A 2,729-nucleotide genomic window follows, 5' to 3' on the forward strand; every position below is an offset into this window, starting at 1 on the left:
TTCATCCATAAGCAGCTGTCGCATATCGAAATATGAAACCTATGTACTACTAACCTACTACTCAGCTTGTCTCCTGAGTCTTGAAAATCACCACATTGAACACACTAGTAAAATGTGCTACAATGAGACCATAAATTAAAACTTAGTTCGGGTCATTCCAATACGCCAATATTGGGTGGCTTTTTCTTTTATGTAGAAGCTTATCTATCAATTTAGATAAGCTTCTTTTTGTTATTTATAGATTACTCCTTTTCATCTCTAGTGTAAAGCTATTATGCAAAAAATCTCCTTTTGATAATTTAGTACACTATTCTCCTATTCTCTTAAGGTACTATTCTCCTATTCTCCTATTCTCTTTTTACACTAATCTCTTTTTCTCTTAATCTCTTTTTCTCCTTTTTAAATTATTGTTATTGATTAGAAGGCCTTTTTATAGTGTTTATTCTCTTAATCTCCTATTCTCTTAAGGTACTAAGAGAATAGGAGATTAATCTCTTTTTCTCCTTTTCTCTTAGGAGTATAATCTCTTTTTCTCTTTTTGATAAATAAGTATAAAGGAGATTTACTACATTTTGCTTTACTTTTACATAAAATTGACTTACTATCTATTTAATGGAGGTGTCTAAATGACGTATACAATAATTAACGCTCAACAAAAGGGTGGCGTAGGTAAAACAACAGACACAGTAATGGAAGCAATAGTGGCCGCCACCGTATTTAATAAAAAAGTGTTAGTCATAGATACAGATCTACAGGGGAATGCAACTCAGTTCTTATCAAAGACTTTCGGAAATCCTGAAATTCCAAACACTTTAATGGCCTGCTTAGAAAAAGAAGACCTGTCGCAAGGAATTGTACACTTAGCTCCGAAGATAGATTTAATTGGGTGCGACTATGACATGCGTAACTATACCGAATTTCTGGATAAAAAGTTTAAATCATTAACAGATAAGACCTTCTATCTAAAAAAGCTTTTAGATCAGATCAAAGACAACTATGAATTTATTTTCATTGATGTTCCACCTTCCACGGATATTAAAGTCGATAATGCTATGGTTTGTGCCGACTATGTTATTGTTATTCAAGAGACACAGCAGTTTGCTTTCGATGGATCAAAGCGTCTTATTCTTACATATTTACAAACTTTGGTAAATGATTTTGGGAATATGATTAACGTTCAAGTTGCTGGGGTTTTGCCAGTTCTTTTACAGGCGCGCAGACCTTTACAGCAAAAAATTGTCGATGAAACCATAAAATATTTTGGCCGTGATAACGTCTTTAATAACATTATTAACAATCATGCTAGATTGGAATGGTACACAGCACAAGGAGTTCAATTTGAAGACTTTCATGATAAAAGAATTTTTGCACTATACGCAGATATATTCCAAGAATTATTATTAAGAATCAAATCTTTTGAAAAAACTGGTGATGTCGTAGATTTTAAATATGATCATGAATTTATTAATAATAATAGGCTCACTGAAAAAGGGAAGGGGTTGACACTTAATGGCTTTACTGAAGAGGGATAATAATGTTCAACCAAACATCAAAAATACTGCCGATGTTAGCAGGAATCTTTCAATCAAAAAAGAGTATAAGGCTAATGAACGAAAGACCATTAAGGTTGATCCGCCTGTATATGATTTAATTAAAAGTATGTCTGTCGTTACCGATACGAAGATGTACGATTTAGTTAATCAGATGTGTAAAACTTACTTAGATAACAATGTTTCTCAACGGCAAAAAGAAACGATCCTGCTTATGTTAAAACAAAATGAAAAATAAAATTCAACAAACAAAATCAATGAGAATAAGCATTCAGTTATAAATAATAAGTTATCTCAAGCAACACCCAAATCAAGCAAATCAGGTTAAAGTTTTGAATCGTGAAGAAAAAAATATTAGGTAACTAACTATATTCAAAATATGATTAATCCTCATCATCCGAAAAACATCCACTAATATCAACAGAAAGGTACTCTGCTTAATTTTCAGAGTATCTTTTTTGTTACTATACTGTATTTTGACATCAAGTTTACTAGATTTTGCATAAGTTTTCCTAACATAATTAGGGCGATAAATTATAACATATGTTAAGACCATTAATTACATGGTATTAAAAAAGCGACACAACCGTTGAGTTATGTCGCTTTTCTGTAATCAATGAAAGTGGTCATTTAAATCTATAATTAATTTTTTAATCTCGTCACGAACCTTACGGAATACTTCTAGTTGCTCTTCTAATGTTCCTGTTGCTTGCGCTGGGTCAGATAAAGGCCAGTGTAAACTTTTTGTTTGCGGGGGAAGCATAGGACATTTATCCTTTGCATCACCACATAAAGTAATAACTAAATCTGAAGTATTAAAATACCTTAGATCAATTAATTTAGAGTAGTGGCTACTAATATCTACTCCGTCTTCAGCCATAACTTTAACAGCATTTGGATTTAGTCCATGCGTTTCAATACCCGCGCTTTCTATCTCAAAAATATCGGGCGATAGTATACTTTTGGCATATCCTTCAGCCATTTGACTGCGACAAGAATTTCCTGTACATAAAAAATAAATTTTTTTCATTTTAAACCACCACCGATTTAATTTGTGTAACATCGTTATACACAATAAAACTTAAATGCAATGTTTCAATGCCTATTAAGGTAATATAACATTAAGAGAGCGTAAAATATCTTGTGTAAATGCATAAAAGATTTCTGAATTGTATAGAA

General features: G+C 32.0%; 3 protein-coding genes. 2 read left to right on the forward strand and 1 reads right to left on the reverse strand.

The window, feature by feature from the left end:
• The first annotated feature begins 626 nt into the window (after positions 1-626).
• Positions 627-1,532 carry a ParA superfamily DNA segregation protein PrgP gene (gene prgP / locus IV36_RS11600; protein ID WP_056992651.1) on the forward strand — a complete coding sequence of 302 codons (906 nt, stop codon included), beginning with the start codon at positions 627-629 and terminating at the stop codon, positions 1,530-1,532.
• Positions 1,510-1,788, forward strand: coding sequence for a DNA segregation protein PrgO (prgO, locus tag IV36_RS11605; protein ID WP_003691188.1), 279 nt, complete (start codon positions 1,510-1,512; stop codon positions 1,786-1,788). Before prgP ends, prgO begins: the two co-directional genes overlap by 23 nt.
• A gap of 375 nt (positions 1,789-2,163) precedes the next feature.
• Here prgO and arsC read toward each other — a convergent pair whose 3' ends face one another.
• Entirely contained in the window at positions 2,164-2,580 is a 417-nt protein-coding gene (arsC, locus tag IV36_RS11610; protein WP_003691189.1) for an arsenate reductase (thioredoxin), read from the reverse strand.
• Positions 2,581-2,729 lie beyond the last annotated feature (149 nt).

It is taken from the genome of Liquorilactobacillus mali (assembly GCF_001437155.1).
Taxonomy (GTDB): domain Bacteria; phylum Bacillota; class Bacilli; order Lactobacillales; family Lactobacillaceae; genus Liquorilactobacillus; species Liquorilactobacillus mali_A.